The following is a 15,966-nucleotide window of genomic DNA, read 5'->3' as shown; positions in this document are numbered from 1 at the left end:
ACAAACGGCGGCCGCCTCGGTAGCGTTCCCGGCATGCCGGTCCGCACCGCGCTCGATGCGCTCTCGCTGCGGCCTACCGTGTTCCTGCGGTCGGCCTGGCCGTGGCGCTCGCTGGCCTATCTCATGGTGGGCGCGCTGGTCGGCTGGGCCACGATCCTGGCCGTGCTCTCCCTCCTCGTCGCGGGCACGCTGCTGTCGGTGCTGGTGGTGGGGTTCGCCGGGTTCGTCGCCACGGTCCTGTCCGGGATCGTGGTGGCCCGGGTGGAGCGGTGGCGGCTCCGGCTGGTCGACTTCTCGGATCTGCCCGACCCGCACGAGCCGGTGCCGGCGCCGGGGCTGCGCGCCTGGGTCGGCTTCCGGCTCCGCGAGGAGGTGACCTGGCGGGAGCTCGGGTACGCGGCGATCTCGGCGGGTCTGCTCTGCTGGATGGACGCCCTGGTCGTGGGCGGCGCCGGCTACATCGCCGTGACCACGATCGGCGCGCCGTTCGTGATCGGCGACGAGCCGCTGCACAACACCCTGCTGTTCCCGCTGTTCGGGGTGCCGCTGACGATCATTCTGGCCTACCCGATCGTCGCCTGGGCGGGCGCGCGGGCCGCCATGGCGCGGGCGATCCTGGCGCCGCGCACCGACGAGCGTCTGGTCGAGGTGACCCGGTCGCGGGCGCGGCTGGTGGACGCCTTCGAGGTGGAGCGCCGGCGGATCGAGCGCGACCTGCACGACGGCGCCCAGCAGCGGCTCGTCGCGCTGAGCATGCAACTGGGCCTGGCCCGGCTGGAGCTGCCGCCCGGCTCCCCCGCGGCCGAGCCGATCGCGGCCGCCCACGAGCTGGCCAAGCAGGCCCTGACCGAGCTGCGCGAGCTGATCCGCGGGGTGCATCCGCAGGTGCTCACCGGACGCGGCCTGGCGGCGGCGGTCGGTGAGGTGGCGTCGACCGCGCCGCTCCCGGTCGATCTCGACTTCGATCTCCCCGGCCGGCTCGCCCCGGCCGTGGAGGTCACGGCGTACTTCGTGACGGTGGAGGCTCTGACCAACGTGGTGAAACACAGCGGCGCCGCGCGCGCCGCCATCTCGGCCCGGGTGGTGCGGGACAGGCTGCTTCTGGAGGTACGGGACGACGGCCGTGGCGGCGCCGATCCCGCGAAGGGCACCGGGCTGGTCGGTCTCGCGGACCGGCTGGCGGTGCTGGACGGCGCCGTCACCGTATCCAGTCCCGAGGGCGGTCCCACGGTTCTGCGGGCCGAGCTGCCGCTGCCACCCGTACCCGATGATCCAAGATCTCCCCGCGCGAGGCCGCAGCCGGGCCGCGGGTTTGCGGCTGCTGATCAGGAGCGGTCATGACCGGGTTGCGTGTCGTCATCGCCGAAGACGGGCTGATCGTGCGGGAAGGCGTCGCCGGCATGCTGCGGCGCTTCGGGCACGAGGTCGTCGCCGCCGTGGGCGACGCCGACGAGCTGCTCGAGGCCGTCCCCGAGCACGCGCCCGACATCGTCGTGACCGACGTCCGGATGCCGCCCGGCTTCAGCGACGAGGGCCTGCAGGCGGCGATCACGCTGCGCGCCGCCGACCCGGAGCTGCCGGTGCTGGTGCTCAGCCAGTACGTCGAGCAGACCTACGCGGCCGAGCTGCTCGACTCCGGGCATACGGCGGGCGTCGGATACCTGCTCAAGGACCGGATCGGCGAGGTCACCGAGTTCGTCGACGCGATCGAGGAGGTGGCGTCCGGGCGCACCGTGGTCGATCCGGAGGTGGTCCGCCAGCTGCTCGGCCGCCGGCGCGACCCGCTGCACCGGCTGACCGGCCGGGAACGCGAAGTGCTCGCGCTGATGGCCGAGGGGCGATCGAACGCGGCCATCGCCCGCGCGCTCGTCGTCACCGAGGCGGCCGTCGCGAAGCACATCGGCAGCCTGCTCACGAAACTCGACCTGCCGCCGGACGCCGACGACCACCGCCGGGTGCGGGCGGTCCTAGCCTACCTGCGCGGGTGATCCGGCCCGCTCGCCGCGAACCGTGTTCCGGCAGTGGCGCTTGACGGCGTACATCACCCGGTCCGCGCGGTCGAGCAGGTCGGCGGCGTCGTGCGGCGGCTGGTCGAAGGCGACCGCCCCGATGCTGAAGCCGACGCGGGGTGACCAGGCCGCGGTCGCCTCGAGCAGTTCGTGGTGCAGCCGGCCGAGCCGGCCCAGCGCCTCGTCCAGCGTCGCGCCCGGCAGCAGCACGGCGAACTCGTCGCCGCCGAGCCGCGCCACGCAGCCGTGCCGGTCCAGCACCCGGGCCACGGCCTTGAGGACCTCGTCGCCGGCCGCGTGGCCGTTCGTGTCGTTCATCGCCTTGAAACCGTCGAGGTCGATGTAGGCGGCGGTCAGCGGCGCGCCGGTCTGCCGCATCCGCTCGATCTCCCCGTCCGCGGCCTCCCGGAACGATCGGGCGTTCGGCAGCGAGGTCAGCGGGTCGGTGCGGGACAGGCCGGTCGCCTCGGCGAGCCGTTCCGCGAGGTGACCGGCGAGCGCCGCGACGATCCAGAGCACGGCGAACCGGGCCAGCAGGTTCCACACCACGATCCCGGGCGGGATCGGCGGGCCGACCCGGGTCAGCACCTCGATGCCCGTCCAGGTCGTCGTCGCGATCGCGGCGACCCCGGTGCTCGACCGGCTGCCCGCGGCCGCCGCGAGGAAGACCGGCAGCACGTAGGCGACCGCGACCGAGACGTCCCGGATGGCGAAGTAGTCGAACACGCCCATGAGGCCGACGAGCGCGATCGACGCCGCGGTCAGCCGGCGGGCGGGCAGGCGGCCCAGCCACTCGATGACCGCGGCCAGAGGCGACCCCGTGATACGCACGAAGAGGAGATCGGCCGGCCCGCGCGTCACCTGAGGGTCAGGCGCTCACCGCCACCACGATCGAGGCCAGCAGACCGGACACCAGGTCGAACCGGTCCCGCGGGACCACGTGCAGGGTGCAGGCCCGCTCGTCGTTGACGGCCCGGGGCGTACGGATGCTCCGGTACGGCGGCAGTTGCGCGACCTCGGCGGTGAGCGCCTCGGGGAGGTGGAGCCGCCCGCTGTGCGCGACCGACCGCCCGCCGGCCAGGTATCCGCCCCGGTGCGCCTCGGCGTGGATGTGCACGGGCACGCCGTCCTGCCAGCCGGGGTGCACGGTGCGGAACTCGGCGTACCCCTGCGGGTCCGTCACCTGCGCGCCGCGTACCTCGGTCCGGCCGAGCGCGTCCCAGTGCCGGATGTCGAGCACCGCGCCGCCGATCGGATCCCCGGTCTTCTCCGCGAGCAGCCGGATCCGCAGCATGAGCGGCACGCCCGGATGGTCACCGGCGATGTCCCGCCGGACGAGTTCGAGAGGGAGGTGGTGAACGCGCTCCTCCAGGTCGGGGGTGAGCAGCAGCGCGGTGCGGGCCGTGCTCGATCCGAGCACCGCCGTGCCCGGCCGGGCCGCGGGCAGGAGCCGGGTGCCGGGCAGCGGGCCGGGGGCGGGGACGGCCGGAGGGCCGGGGGCGGGGACGGGGACGGGGACGGCCGGAGCGGGGACGATGGGAGAGGGGATGGCCGGGGCGGGGCCTGCCATCCAGGCGGTCGCGGGTACCGCCCGGGAGGGACGGGTGGTACCGCTGCTGCCGGGGATCGCGGGAGCCGCGGTGGCCGGTGTGCCCTCGTGTGCCGCTGAGCTCTCCCGCTGGCTGATGACCGGGCCCACGCCGTTGTCGTCGGTCTGCAATGCCGCCACTTCCCCCGCTGTCGATCGCCAGGACCGCAGTTGATCTTTCCAGGGGAATTACAGAAAAAATCCGTTTTGAGATATTTGTTCCTGTGTGTCCCGGAAGGGTCCAGGGATCAGGCGGGGTGGGCCGTCGCCACCGGGGCGAAGCGCTGCGCCGCCGTCAAGGTCATCGTCGACCAGCGCATCGCGTCGAGGAAGGGGCCGGCCAGGTCGCCGGAACCCCAGGATCCCTCGCCGTAGGCCTGGACGGCCCGCAGCACCTCGCCCAGCCGTCCCGAGCCCGTCGTCAGGGCGTCGGAGACGTCCGCGGCGAGGGGGAGCTGCTCCACCATCGCGGCCGGGGTCATCGCCATCAGCTCGGCCATGCCGCTGACCAGGCCGGCCACGAAGGCGGCGCCCGGGTCGGCGCGGAAGCGGGGGGCCAGGTTCTCGCAGAGGCGGGCCTTCGTGAGGGCCGTCAGGAGCTGTTCCTCCGGGGCCTCGCCGACGTCGTCGACGACCATGAGGGTGGCCCAGCGCCGGATGTGGGTCAGGCCGATCATCATGATGGCCTGGCGGACCGAGGAGATGCGGCTGGTCACGCCGGCCGCGACCGAGTTGCTGACGCGCAGGACGCGCATGGCGAGGGCCGGGTCGCTGGCGATGATCTGGGTGATCTTGTCGAGGCGGACGTCGGGGTGCATCAGGGCCGCGACCAGTTCGAGGCGGCGCATCCGGGACGGCGACAGGCTGGGGGTGCTGAGCACCTGAGGGCGGCTCAGGACGTACCCCTGACGCAGTTCCATGCCGTAGCGGTCGGCGATGGCGAGCTGCTCCTCGGTCTCGAGACGCTCGGCGACGATCTGCAGGCCGGGATGGCGGCGGATCTCGGCGACGACGCTCTCCAGGTCGCTCAGGTCCCCGTCGAGAAGATCGAGTTTCACGTACGAGGCCAGCCCGAGCAGCTGTTCGTGCCCGGAACCCCAGACGAAGTCGTCGAGGGCTATCCGGTAACCGGCCTCGGCGAGCGCGGTGATCCCGGCGATCACCTCGTCGTCGATCTCGACGGTCTCGAGGATCTCGAGGACGACCTGTTCCGGGCCGAACGGCAGCGGCAGGCGCCCGGTCACGAACTCGCGGGTGAGGTTGATGAAGCACGGCCGGTTCCCGGCCACCTCGGCGATGCCGAACTCGGTGAACGCGTTCACCATGACGGCGCTGGTGGCATAGGTGTCCTGCCGGCCCGACGCGACGGCGTCCATGCGACCGCGGAAGAGGAGCTCGAAAGCCACAACGACACCATCAGCGTCGAAGATCGGCTGACGCCCCACGTGCACGGCGTCCAACGTCGGGATTCCCACGTCGAGGCCATCGGCAGGATGCGGCCACACTTGAGAAAGCGAAGGGAAACAGGCCGGGGAAACAAAGTCGAAACGGAGGGTTCCTCGCACAGCCGTTCTCATGCTCAGATGAGACGGCCGTCACCACGAGACGCTCAGATGAGACGGCCGTCACCACGAGATAAGGAACCACCGGATGCTCAACCTCTCCGTACTCCTGGAGGACAGCGCCCGTCACTACCCGGACCGCGCCGCCGTGGTGCTGGGCCCGACGAGGCTGACGTACGCGCAGGTGAACGCCGCGGCCAACCAGGTCGCGAGCCTGCTCACCGCCCGGGGCATCGGACCGGGCGACAAGGTGGCGCTCTCCTGCCCCAACCTGCCGTACTTCCCGATCGTCTACTACGGGATCCTGAAGGCCGGCGCCGTCGTCGTCCCGCTGAACGTGCTGCTCAAGGGCCGCGAGATCGCGTACCACCTGAAGGACTCGGACGCGAAGGCCTACTTCTGCTTCCAGGGCACCCCCGAGCTGCCGATGGGCGCCGAGGGCTGGGCCGGCTTCGGCGACGCCGACGACTGCGAGCACTTCTTCCTGATCACCGCCGACCCGGCCGCCGCGTCGACGGTCGACGGCGCCGAGACGCTCGGCCAGGCGCTCGCCGGCCAGTCGCACGCGTTCGAGACGGTGCAGCGGGACGAGACCGACCCCGCCGTCATCCTCTACACGAGCGGCACGACCGGCCAGGCCAAGGGCGCCGAGCTCTCCCACTCGAACCTCGTACTCAATGCTCTGACCTGCACTCGCCTTTTCGGCACGCAACCGGGCACCGATACCCATCTGCTGGTGCTGCCGCTGTTCCACTCGTTCGGCTCGACGGTCAACATGAACGCCGGCTTCGCCACCGCCTCGACGCTGGTGCTGCTGCCGCGCTTCGACGCGCAGGCCGCGGTCCAACTGCTGCAGAGCGAGAACGTGACGTTCTTCGCGGGCGTCCCGACCATGTACTGGGGCCTGCTCAACGCCCTGAGCGAATCCCCCCAAACAGACGTCGAGCGGATCGCCGCCAACATGCGCGTCGCGGTCTCCGGCGGCTCCAGCCTCCCCGTCGAGATCATCAAGGAGGTCAAGCAGCGGTTCGGCGTCACCATCCTGGAGGGCTACGGCCTCTCCGAGACCTCGCCGGTCGCCACCTTCAGCGACCCGAACTCGGAGCCCCGGCCCGGCTCGATCGGCATCCCGATCTGGGGTGTCGAGGTGAAGCTGATCGACCCGGAGTGGAACACCGTCGACGGCACCGACGAGATCGGTGAGATCGCGGTCCGCGGCCACAACATCATGCGCGGCTACTACAACCGGCCGGAGGCCACCGCCGAGGTCATGAGGAACGGCTGGTTCCGTACGGGGGACCTGGCGCGCCGGGACAAGGACGGCTTCTTCTACATCGTCGACCGGGCCAAGGACATGATCATCCGCGGCGGATTCAACGTCTACCCCCGGGAGATCGAGGAGGTCCTGCTCACCCACGAGGCGGTCTCGCTGGCCGCGGTCATCGGCGTGCCGCACCCGAGCCACGGCGAGGAGGTCAAGGCGTTCGTCATCCTCAAGCCGGGCGCCACCGCCACCGAGGACGAGCTGGTGGCCTGGAGCAGGGAACAGATGGCGAGCTACAAGTACCCCCGCGTGGTGAGCATCGTCGAGTCGCTGCCGATGACCGCGACCGGCAAGCTGCTCAAGCGCGAGCTCAAGTAGAGGTGGTTGCGCCGGTGTCGCACAGTGGAGGGTGGATGTTACGGAGGTCCGCTTGACCATGACACTGGCGCAACGCCCCGCTGCGGGCGGCCGCGGAGTCCTGCGCCGGGTCGGTCAGTTGCGCCGCACCTCGCCCGGCCGCCTGCAGCTCCTGCTCGTGCTCCTGATCGTGCTCGGCGCGCTCACCGGCCTGGTCGCCGGGGTCACCGCGCAGTCGGCGGCCGGCGGCACGGCCGACCTGCGGGATCGGACGCAACCGCTGCTCGCCGAGGCCGAGACGATCTATTCGTCGCTGGCCGAGGCCGACACGATCGCGGCACAGGCGTTCCTGGCCGGCGGTCTGGAGCCCAAAGAGCTGACCGATCGGTACGAGGCCAGGCTGGCGCAGGCCACGACGGCTCTGACGAGCGCGTCCCGGCGTACCCCCGAGGGCTCGGAGGCCACCGAAGCGGTCCACGCCCTCGCGGCCGGGACCACCCGCTACGCCGCGCTGGTCGCCACGGCGCGCGCCGCCAACCGGCAGGGACTGCCGGTCGGCGCCTCCTACCTCGCCACCGCCTCCGAGCTCAACCAGCAGACGCTCCAGCCGCAGGCGCAGCAGCTGTTCCAGTTCGCCGCGCGCGAGGTCGACGCCGGCTACGAGGAGGCCCGCGCCTCGTGGTGGCTGATCATCCTGCTGGTCCTGGTCGTCGGGCTGACCGTCGCCCTGATCGGCACCCAGCTCTACCTGAGCCGCGCCACCCGCCGCACGTTCAACGTGCCGCTGGTGGCCGCGACCGGTCTCATGGCGCTGCTCGTCGCGTCGACGGGCGTGCTGTTCACGCTCCAGCGCGGCAACCTCGCGGACGCCGGGGAGCACGGCTCGGCCCCGATCGCCACGCTCGCCGAGCGGCGGATCCTCGCGCTGCGCGAGCGGGCCGCGGAGGCGCTGACCCTGGCGGCACGGGCCGGCAGCGGGCCGCACGAGATCGCCTTCTCCGACGCCCGGTCCCGGATGACCTTCGACGAGCCGGAGCTGGAGAGCGTGTGGCCGCTGATGTCCGACGCCACCGACCAGCACAACGCCTACGTCGCACTGCACCAGCGGGTGCGCGACCTCGACGACGCGGGTGACTACGACGGCGCGGTGCGGCTCGCGGTGAGCCCCGAGGCGAACGAGACGTTCGACGCGCTCACCAGCACCCTCGACGCGGCGCTCGACGACCGCCGGAAGGTGTTCGACGACGAGATCACGGCGGCCGGCAAGGGTCTCGGCGCGCTGACCGTCCTCGCCCCGCTGCTGGCGCTCGCCGTGTGCGTGCTGGCGGCGCTCGGGCTCCGCGCGCGTCTGGAGGAATACCGCTGATGCGTGCCCGGATCGCCCTCGCCGCCGCCGCCGTCCTGGCTCTCGCCGGGTGCACCGAGCCCGCGGCGCCCACCACCGCGCCGATACCGGCCCGGCAGACCGAAGCGCCGCCGGCCCAGCCGAAGGCGCCGGACTGCGACGCCACCGCCAGCCTCCGCCCGGCCGGAGCGCTGCCGGCCCCGGGCCGGATGCCCGCCGGCAGCTACATGGCGGAGATCCAGAAGACCGGCCGGCTCATCCTCGGCACCAGCCAGGACAGCCCGCTGTTCAGCTCCCGCGACCCCTTCACCGGCCGGGTCGAGGGCTTCGACATCGACATGGGCCGGCTCGTCGCCAAGGCGATCTTCGGGGACGCGAGCAAGCTCCAGATCAAGGTGATCCCGCACGCCGACCGCACCAAGCAGTTCGACGACGAGGGTGACAAGGTCGACCTGGTGATCAACACGATGACCGCGAACTGCACCCGCTGGCAGGAGGTCGACTTCTCCACGGTCTACCTGGAGACCGGGCAGCGCCTGCTGGTCCGGAAGGACTCGGAGATCGACGGCCTGGACGACCTCGCCGACCAGCGGGTCTGCGCCGCGGTCGGCTCCACCTCGTTCACCAACATCCAGAAGGCCGGCGCCGACGCGGTGGCCCGCAACGGCTGGGGCGAGTGCCTCGTGGCCTTCCAGCAGAACGAGGTCGTGGCGATCTCCACCGACGACACCATCCTGGCCGGGCTCGCCGAGCAGGACCCCTTCGCGAAGGTGGTCGGCCCGCGGTTCACCGAGGAGCCGTACGCCATCGCGATCTCGAAGGAGCACCCCGACTTCACCCGGTTCGTCAACGCGGTCCTCGAGCAGAGCCGCCGCGACGGGTCCTGGAAGGACGCGTACGACAAGTGGCTCGGCGCCCTCGGCCCGGCCCCGCAGCCACCGGCGGCGCGATACCGATGACCGACCCCGCACTGTCCCGCGCCGACACCGAGCTCGAGCGCCTGGCCGGCGCCGTCACCGCGATGGCGGCGAACCTCGTCGAGCTCGACGAGAACCCGGACCGCAAGGAGCTCGGCGCCACGGCGCTGACCGGGCACACCGCGACGGCCTGGGCCGACGCCGAGGACGCCCTGGCCCGGCTCTGGCAGGGCCACCGGCAGCTCGGCGAGCTGATCGCACAGGCCCGGGCGCTGCGGGGTCAGCGGCGGGTCGACGCGGACGCCTACACCCGTCTCGTCCTCGGCGGCTCGATCACGCTCTCCACCAGCACGGTCCCGCTCGCGCAGCGCGGTCTCACCGGCGCCGGCCAGGTCAGCACGGTCTGCTCCCCCGCCGACCTGCTCGCCGCCATGGAGGCCGCGTTCGCCACGGCCGTCGACGTGGTGACCCGGGCCGGTGAGCGCTGGCGGACGCTGCTGCCGGGCGCCGCCGACGCGGCCGCGGCCCTCGCCCACGCCCGGGCCCTGCAGGGCAGCCCGCTGCTCGACGACGCGGACCGGCTGCTCGGCGCGTTCACCGGCACCCTCGCGACCGACCCGCTCGCCGCCGACCCGTCGGTGCTCGACCGGGTCCGCGCGCTGGTGGCCCGGGCCGACGCCGAGCGCACCTCCGCCTTCGAGCTGCGGGCCTGGCTGGAGCAGCGGCTGCGGGACGCGCGGGCGCTCACCGCCGAGATCGCCGCGGCCCGGCGCGCCGCGGACGCTGCGCGTCAGGCGGCGGCCGGGCGTTTTCCCGAGCAGAGGATCGCGACCGTACGGGGGAGCGACCCGGGCATCGAGCTCGCGGCGATCGAGGCGCTGGCCGCCGCCGGGCAGTGGTCGCTCATCCCGCCCCGGCTGACCCGGTGGAAGCGGGAGGCGGCCGAGCGTCTCGCCGCGCTGCGGGCCGCCGCGGCGCACAACACCGCCCTGCTGACCGAGCGCAACGAGCTGCGCGGCCGGTTCGACGCCTACCGGGCCAAGGCGCTGCGCCGCGGTCTCGGCGAGGACGCCGCGCTCACCCCGCTGGCCGAGGCGGCCCGCGCGGCGCTGCACGAGCAGCCGTGCGACCTCGAGGCGGCACGCGCCGCTGTCGGCGCGTACCAGGACGCTCTTTCCACCACGATCGCTGCGAGGGATGCCCGGTGACCACCTGCCAGCGGAACTGTCCCGGCACCATCGAGGACGGGTACTGCGACACCTGCGGCATGGCGCCCGCCGCGGTGCCGGCCGCCGTCCCCGCGCCCGCGTCTCCCGCGGCCCGGCCCTCCCCGCCGGCCGGGCTGTCCGCGCCGACCACGCCGCGGCCCCGGGTCAACGGCTCCTCCTCGGTCCGCTCGTCGGCGCTCTCGACGCGGACCGGCGGCAGCGGCCGGAGCAGCTCGCGCGCCCAGTCCCGGCGGCGGTTCGGCGGCGGGCTCGTCGAGATCGCGCCGATCACGCAGGCCGACCCGGCGACCGCCGTGATGGCCGCCGGCGAGGTGCCGGAGTCGAAGCGGTACTGCGCCAAGTGCGGCAGCCAGGTCGGCCGCAGCCGGGGCGACCGCCCGGGCCGGACCACCGGGTTCTGCGCCTCCTGCGGCGAGCCGTTCGACTTCACCCCGAAACTGCGGAAGGGCGACCTGGTCGCCGGGCAGTACGAGGTGGCCGGTCCGCTCGCGCACGGCGGCCTCGGCTGGATCTACCTGGCCGTCGACAAGAACGTCTCGGACCGCTGGGTGGTCCTCAAGGGCCTGCTCAACTCCGGCGACGAGGACGCGCTCGCCGCCGCGGTGGCCGAGCGCCGGTTCCTCGCCGAGGTCGAGCACCCGAACATCGTCAAGATCTACAACTTCGTCGAGCACGACGGCGCCGGCTACATCGTCATGGAGTACGTCGGCGGCAAGTCGCTGAAGGACCTGCTCAAGGCGGCCCGCGCGCCGCTGCCGCTGCACCAGGCCCTCGCGTACGTCCTGGAGATCATGCCGGCGTTCGGCTACCTGCACGACCGCGGCCTGATCTTCTGCGACTTCAAGCCGGACAACGTGATCCAGTCCGGCGACCAGATGCGGCTCATCGACCTCGGCGGCGTCGTGCACATCGACGACCAGGAGGCGGCGCTCTACGGGACGATCGGCTACCAGGCCCCCGAGATGGCGACGGCCGGCCCGTCGATCGCCTCCGACCTCTACACGATCGGCCGCACGCTGGCGGTGCTCACCACCGACTTCCGGGGCTACCAGACCACGTTCAAGGAGAGCCTGCCCGACCGGTCCTCGTTCGACGTCTACGTCAAGCACGAGTCGTTCTACCGGCTCGTCGACCGCGCCACCCGCGCCGATCCGGCCGAGCGGTTCGAGGACGCGGCCGAGATGGCCGACCAGATGCTCGGCGTCCTGCGCCAGGTCCTCGCGGCCGAGGGCGAGCCGCGGCCGGCGCCGTCCAAGCTGTTCACCGGCGAGCTGCGGACCGACCCGCACGCGGACGGCGTGCGCTGGCAGGACCTGCCCACCCCGCTCATCGACCTGACCGACCCGGCCGCCGCGTTCCTCGCCTCGGTCACCGTGACCGACCCGGCCGAGGTGCTCACGCTGCTCGGCAAGGCTCCGCACTACACGCTCGAGGTGCGGCTGCGGGAGCTGCGGGCGCACATCGACCTCGGCGCCCGGACCGGCCGGTTCGACGAGGCCCGGACGTTCCGGACGCTGCTCGCCGAGTCGGCCGGCCCGGACTGGCGGGTCGCCTGGTACGAAGGTCTGCTCGCGCTCGCCACCGGCGACCACGACCAGGCCCTGGCCCGGTTCGACGCGGTCTGGTCGGCGCTGCCCGGCGAGCTCGCGCCGCAGCTCGCGCTCGGGTTCACCGCCGAGCTGAAAGGCGACCGGGACGCCGCCATCACGCACTACGACGTGGTGAGCCGGACCGACCCGGCGTACACCACGGCGGCGGCCGGCCTGGCCCGCTGCCGCCTCGCCGCCGGGGACCGGGCCGGGGCCGTCGAGGCGTACAACCGGGTGCCCGGAACCTCCTCGGCGTACGCCGGCTCGCAGGTCGGCGCCATCCGCGCGCTGGTCCGGGCGCACCCGTCCGGCGCCGTCGACGTCGACTCGCTGACCGCCGCGGCCCAGCTGATCGAGCGGCTCAAGGTGGAGGGCGCCCAGCTCGCGGCGCTCCGGGCCGAGCTGCTCGAGCAGGCCCTCGCCACGCTGGCCCGGGGCACCGGCGTGCCGATAGCGGTCCTGGGCCAGGCCGGGCCGGGCCAGAGCGGCTCGGGCCGGAGCGGCTCGGGCCGGAGCGGCTCGAGCCGGAGCGGTTCGAGGCAGAACGGCTCGGGGCAGAACGGCTCGGGGCAGGCCGGGTCGGGCACGGCGGGCGAGAGGGACGTACGGTTCGCGCTGGAGGCGGCGTACCGGGAGATGGCCCGGGCCGCCCACGGACCGGAGAAGATCCGCCTGGTCGACCAGGCCAACGCGGCCCGGCCCCGGACGCGGACGTGAGAGAGGCTGACAGCACCCCCATGATCGTTTTGGACTGCGCGGCGTGCGCGGACGAGCGGGCCGCCGGCGCGGCGTTCTGCGAGGCCTGCGGGCGGGACCTCAACTCCACTGTGGAGGGCGGTCCGGCCGATCCGGTCGCCGAAATCGGGGGTTCGGCCACTTCCGGTGGGGCGGGGCACGGCGGCAGGCTGGAGGCGGACGATCCGGATCCGGGCGGCGAACCCGATCCGTCGTCCGGGCGCCGGCGGGCGTGCCCGCACTGCGGGGCGACCCGGGCGGTCGGCGCCGACGGCTACTGCGAGGAGTGCGGGATGCTGGCCGGTCGGCCGCGGGACCACATCGAGGCGGACGGCGGCGCCGTGGCGGCGGCGGTGAGCGACCGCGGCCGGCGGCACCACCGCAACGAGGACGCCATGTGGCTGGCCGTCGGCGAGGCGGCCGCCGACGTGGTGGTCTGCGACGGCGTCTCGGCCTCCTACGACCCGGACGCGGCCTCGGAGATCGCCGCGCGGACGGCCGGTGAGCTGCTCGCGGCGGCCCAGCATCCCAGCGACGAGCCGGGGGACGAGGACACCCTGCGGCTCGGCGCCGACGACGAGACGACCAGGCTGCAGGCCGGCGCCGACACCACGACGGTGCTCCCGGGCGACGCCGAGGCGACCACGGTGCTGCCGGGCGACCCGGACGCGACCACCGTGCTCCCCGGGCGGGTCGATCCGGACGCGACCGCCGTGCTCCCCGGGCGGGGTGATCCGGACGCGACCGCCGTGCTTCCGGGCGGCGACGCCGAGACGACCGTCGTGATCGCCGACGCGGAGAGCCACGGGACCGGGGATTCCGGCGTACGCGAGAAGGCCCAGACCTCCCCCGCCGTCGCCATCGCCGGGGTCGTCGCGGCGGCCATCGCCGGCGCCGCGGAGGCCGTCGTCTCGCTCGCGCACACCGGGGACCCGCGGCGGGCCGCCTCGAACCCGGCCTGCACCATCGTGGCGGCGGCGGTGCGCGGGCCGCACGTCGGCTTCGGGTGGGTGGGCGACAGCCGGATCTACTGGATCGACGGCGACGGGCCCGCCGAGCAGCTCACCGAGGACGACTCCTGGGCGACCCACATGATCGCGCTGGGCGCCGACCCGATCGAGGCGATGGACGACCCGCGGGCCCACGCCATCACGGCCTGGCTCGGCGCGGACGCCGGCCCGATCATGCCGAGGGTGGGCGCGTTCACCGCCACCGCCGACGGGCTGCTCGTGCTCTGCAGCGACGGGCTGTGGAACTACCTGCCCGACCCGGCGGCCTTCGGCGCGACCGTGCGCGAGGCCGTGGAGGGCTCGGCCACGCTGCTCGAGGCCGCCCGCGCCCTGGTCAAGTTCGCCAACACGGCCGGCGGCGCCGACAACATCACTGTCGCGCTGGTGCCGGTCCTCGCTTCCACCGCCGCCGACATCGAGAATTAGGGGAGATCGAGTGTCGTACACCGCTGAGGCGTTCCAGAACGAGTACCTCGCCCTGGGCGCACGCGAGGTCAACGCGATCGTCACGGTCACGTCGACCGGCGCGACCGGCGGCGTCCGCACCGCCGGAGCCACCGAGATCATCATCGTGGACGCCTCCGGATCCATGCAGGCCGAAGGCCGGATCGGCGCGGCGCGGCAGGCCGCCAAGGCCGCTGTCGAGTGCATCGACGACGGCGTGCACTTCGCGATCATCGCGGGCGTGAGCACCGCCCAGCAGCTCTACCCCGATCCCGGGCAGCTCGCGGTCGCCTCGCCGGCGACCCGGGACGCCGCACTACGCTCGATCGACCGGCTGCAGGCCAGCGGCGGCACCGCGATGGGCGCCTGGCTGCTGCTCGCCGCCCAGCTGTTCGCGCAGCGGCCCGGCGACATCGCGCACGCCATCCTGCTGACCGACGGCGACAACGGCGAGCGGTACGGCTACCTCGAACAGGTCCTCGAGTCGATCACCGGGCGGTTCACCGTGGACTGCCGGGGCGTCGGCACGAACTGGAAGGTCTCCGAGCTCCGCAAGATCGCCACGGCGATGCTCGGCACCGTGGACATCGTGGCCCGGCCGGTCGACCTGACCGCCGCGTTCCAGCAGATGATGACGAACGCCATGGGCAAGACCAGCGCCGACGTGCAGCTCAAGGTCTGGACGCCGGTGAACACCACGGTCCGGTTCGTGAAGCAGGTCGAGCCGCAGGTGGTGGACCTGACCGGCAAGCGGGTCGAGGACGGGCCGCGGGCCGGCCGCTACCCGCTCGGCGCCTGGGGCCGGGAGAGCCGCGACTACCACGTCTGCGTCGAGGTGAACCCGGGCGCGGCCGGCGACGAGATGCTCGCGGCCCGGGTGTCGGTCGTCGAGGGCGACACCGTGCACGCGCAGTCCCTGGTCCGGGCCGTGTGGACGGACGACACCGCGCTCTCCACCCGGATCAACCGGCAGGTCGCGCACTACACCGGGCAGGCCGAGCTCGCCTCGGCGATCCAGGAGGGCCTGGCCGCGCGGGAGTCCGGCGACGACCGGACGGCGACGCTCAAGTTCGGCCGGGCCGCCCAGCTCGCGCACGCGAGCGGGAACACCGCCACCTCGGAGCTGCTCGCCAAGGTGGTCGAGATAGACGACGCCGTCACCGGGACCGTCCGGCTGCGGCGGAAGGTGAACGCGGAGGACGAGATGGCGCTGGACACCCGGTCGACCAAGACGGTTCGGGTCGGGCGGGCGCAGTGACGACCTGGACCTGCCCGAAGGGGCACGCGTCGGCGGAGAGCGACTTCTGCGACACCTGCGGGGCGAAGATCGGCGCCGCGCCCGTTCCCGCGGCCGCCGTCGCCGAGCCCGCCACCGTGCCCGACGCCGCGCCGGAGCCGTCCGCCGAGCCGCCCTGCCCGAACTGCGGCGCGCCCCGCGGCGGCAGCGCCCGGTTCTGCGAGGACTGCGGGTACGACCACAGCACCGGCCGGGTTCCGCAGCTCGACTCCCCGCTGCCGGGACCGCCGCCCGGCCGGTGGACCGCCACCGTCTTCGCCGACCGGGTCTACTTCGACGCCAACGAGGTGGACGGGGTCACCTTCCCGGACGGCGCGCCGGAGCAGACCGTGACGCTGCCGGCCCCGCAGGTGCGGATCGGCCGGAGCAGCTCGTCCCAGGGCACCACGCCGGATCTCGACCTCACCGAGGACCCCGGCGTGTCGCACAACCACGCGCTGCTCACGCTCACCATCGACGGCCAGTGGCTGGTCTCCGACCTGGGCTCGACGAACGGCACGTACCTCAACGACGAGGACGCGCCGCTCACCGCCGGGCAGTCCCGCACGCTCAAGGACGGTGACCAGGTACACGTCGGGATCTGGACGACGATCACCCTGCACGCCCCCTCTGATTGAGTA

Annotated in this window: 13 protein-coding genes; 10 read left to right on the top strand and 3 right to left on the bottom strand. The window is 73.4% G+C overall.

Annotation, left to right across the window (positions count from 1 at the left end; translation table 11 throughout):
- Positions 1-33: 33 nt before the first annotated feature.
- Positions 34-1,341 (top strand): sensor domain-containing protein, encoded by a 1,308-nt coding sequence (locus tag AB0G10_RS28800; protein WP_360928352.1) that lies wholly within the window; start codon positions 34-36, stop codon positions 1,339-1,341.
- Positions 1,338-1,988, top strand: coding sequence for a response regulator transcription factor (locus AB0G10_RS28795; protein WP_360928349.1), 651 nt, complete (start codon positions 1,338-1,340; stop codon positions 1,986-1,988). The genes AB0G10_RS28800 and AB0G10_RS28795 overlap by 4 nt, the downstream gene beginning before the upstream one ends.
- On the opposite strand, the gene AB0G10_RS28790 is transcribed toward AB0G10_RS28795, so the two are convergent.
- The 3 genes from AB0G10_RS28790 to AB0G10_RS28780 form a co-directional block, all read right to left on the bottom strand.
- Positions 1,968-2,840: a GGDEF domain-containing protein gene (locus tag AB0G10_RS28790; RefSeq protein ID WP_360928346.1), complete on the bottom strand. Its 873-nt coding sequence runs from the start codon at positions 2,838-2,840 to the stop codon at positions 1,968-1,970. The two genes, AB0G10_RS28795 and AB0G10_RS28790, sit on opposite strands and share 21 nt — an antisense overlap.
- Before the next feature lie 37 nt (positions 2,841-2,877).
- On the bottom strand, positions 2,878-3,738 hold the full coding sequence (locus tag AB0G10_RS28785) for a hypothetical protein (RefSeq protein ID WP_360928343.1): 861 nt from the start codon (positions 3,736-3,738) through the stop codon (positions 2,878-2,880).
- 107 nt (positions 3,739-3,845) lie between these two features.
- Complete coding sequence (locus AB0G10_RS28780) at positions 3,846-5,003, bottom strand: HDOD domain-containing protein (RefSeq protein ID WP_360928341.1); 1,158 nt, start codon at positions 5,001-5,003, stop codon at positions 3,846-3,848.
- A gap of 244 nt (positions 5,004-5,247) precedes the next feature.
- On the opposite strand from AB0G10_RS28780, the gene AB0G10_RS28775 reads away from it, so the two are divergent.
- Genes AB0G10_RS28775 through AB0G10_RS28740 form a run of 8 tightly spaced genes read left to right on the top strand, consistent with a single transcriptional unit; the run spans position 5,248 to position 15,963 of the window.
- Positions 5,248-6,801 (top strand): long-chain fatty acid--CoA ligase, encoded by a 1,554-nt coding sequence (locus tag AB0G10_RS28775; RefSeq protein WP_360928338.1) that lies wholly within the window; start codon positions 5,248-5,250, stop codon positions 6,799-6,801.
- Positions 6,802-6,859: 58 nt separating this feature from the next.
- Positions 6,860-8,146 carry a hypothetical protein gene (locus AB0G10_RS28770; protein ID WP_360929005.1) on the top strand — a complete coding sequence of 429 codons (1,287 nt, stop codon included), beginning with the start codon at positions 6,860-6,862 and terminating at the stop codon, positions 8,144-8,146.
- The gene (locus tag AB0G10_RS28765; RefSeq protein WP_360928335.1) at positions 8,146-9,084 is read left to right on the top strand and encodes a transporter substrate-binding domain-containing protein; all 939 of its coding nucleotides are present in this window, start codon (positions 8,146-8,148) and stop codon (positions 9,082-9,084) included. The genes AB0G10_RS28770 and AB0G10_RS28765 overlap by 1 nt, the downstream gene beginning before the upstream one ends.
- A complete protein-coding gene (locus AB0G10_RS28760; protein WP_360928332.1) occupies positions 9,081-10,250 on the top strand; it encodes a hypothetical protein in 1,170 nt (389 codons plus the stop codon). Before AB0G10_RS28765 ends, AB0G10_RS28760 begins: the two co-directional genes overlap by 4 nt.
- Entirely contained in the window at positions 10,247-12,577 is a 2,331-nt protein-coding gene (locus tag AB0G10_RS28755; RefSeq protein WP_360928329.1) for a tetratricopeptide repeat protein, read from the top strand. Before AB0G10_RS28760 ends, AB0G10_RS28755 begins: the two co-directional genes overlap by 4 nt.
- Positions 12,578-12,597: 20 nt before the next feature.
- Positions 12,598-14,031, top strand: coding sequence for a PP2C family serine/threonine-protein phosphatase (locus AB0G10_RS28750; protein ID WP_360928326.1), 1,434 nt, complete (start codon positions 12,598-12,600; stop codon positions 14,029-14,031).
- Positions 14,032-14,041: 10 nt separating this feature from the next.
- A complete protein-coding gene (locus AB0G10_RS28745) occupies positions 14,042-15,307 on the top strand; it encodes a VWA domain-containing protein (protein WP_360928323.1) in 1,266 nt (421 codons plus the stop codon).
- Positions 15,304-15,963 (top strand): FHA domain-containing protein, encoded by a 660-nt coding sequence (locus AB0G10_RS28740; RefSeq protein ID WP_360928320.1) that lies wholly within the window; start codon positions 15,304-15,306, stop codon positions 15,961-15,963. Before AB0G10_RS28745 ends, AB0G10_RS28740 begins: the two co-directional genes overlap by 4 nt.
- Positions 15,964-15,966 lie beyond the last annotated feature (3 nt).

Origin of the sequence: Actinoplanes sp. NPDC023714, from assembly GCF_040639855.1 — a bacterium.
GTDB lineage: Bacteria > Actinomycetota > Actinomycetes > Mycobacteriales > Micromonosporaceae > Actinoplanes.
The sequence above is the reverse complement of the archived record's forward strand: the minus strand, read 5'-3'. Positions and strand labels throughout refer to the sequence as shown.

Coding starts and splice junctions, on each gene's coding strand:
- AB0G10_RS28770 (WP_360929005.1), top strand. CDS start 6,860: ATGACACTGGCGCAACGCCCCGCTGCGGGCGGCCGCGGAGTCCTGCGC.
- AB0G10_RS28750 (WP_360928326.1), top strand. CDS start 12,598: ATGATCGTTTTGGACTGCGCGGCGTGCGCGGACGAGCGGGCCGCCGGC.
- AB0G10_RS28760 (WP_360928332.1), top strand. CDS start 9,081: ATGACCGACCCCGCACTGTCCCGCGCCGACACCGAGCTCGAGCGCCTG.
- AB0G10_RS28800 (WP_360928352.1), top strand. CDS start 34: ATGCCGGTCCGCACCGCGCTCGATGCGCTCTCGCTGCGGCCTACCGTG.
- AB0G10_RS28765 (WP_360928335.1), top strand. CDS start 8,146: ATGCGTGCCCGGATCGCCCTCGCCGCCGCCGCCGTCCTGGCTCTCGCC.
- AB0G10_RS28795 (WP_360928349.1), top strand. CDS start 1,338: ATGACCGGGTTGCGTGTCGTCATCGCCGAAGACGGGCTGATCGTGCGG.
- AB0G10_RS28775 (WP_360928338.1), top strand. CDS start 5,248: ATGCTCAACCTCTCCGTACTCCTGGAGGACAGCGCCCGTCACTACCCG.